The organism is Mesorhizobium sp. M8A.F.Ca.ET.208.01.1.1 (genome assembly GCF_004791315.1).
Taxonomy (GTDB): domain Bacteria; phylum Pseudomonadota; class Alphaproteobacteria; order Rhizobiales; family Rhizobiaceae; genus Mesorhizobium.
In genome coordinates, this window is record NZ_SRUT01000378.1 from 1 (window position 1) to 288 (window position 288).

Here is a 288-nt window from a genome sequence, read left to right on the forward strand (position 1 = left end):
GCCGGCGACAGCACGCGCCAGATCTCGTTCAGCGTCTCGCGCGGGTTCTCGGCATGTTCGAGCGAATGCACCAAAAGCACGCGGTCGATGCAGGAATCGACGAGCGGCAGTTCCTCGTCGAAGACCAGCGCCGTCGCCGCCGGCCCGATCGCCGGCCACACCACCGCGCCTTGCGTCGCCGGCATGAAAGCGAAGACGCGCTCGGCATCGGTGCCGAAGCGTTCCAGCCAGGGCAGCGTATAGCCGAGGCCGACCAGCCGCTCGTTGGGCACGGTCGTCCAAATGGAC

General features: G+C 67.7%; 1 protein-coding gene. It reads right to left on the reverse strand.

What is annotated here, in order from left to right; translation table 11 throughout:
- The coding region (locus EN851_RS35745; RefSeq protein WP_135931137.1) for a methyltransferase domain-containing protein at positions 1 to 288 on the reverse strand (288 nt) is incomplete at both ends.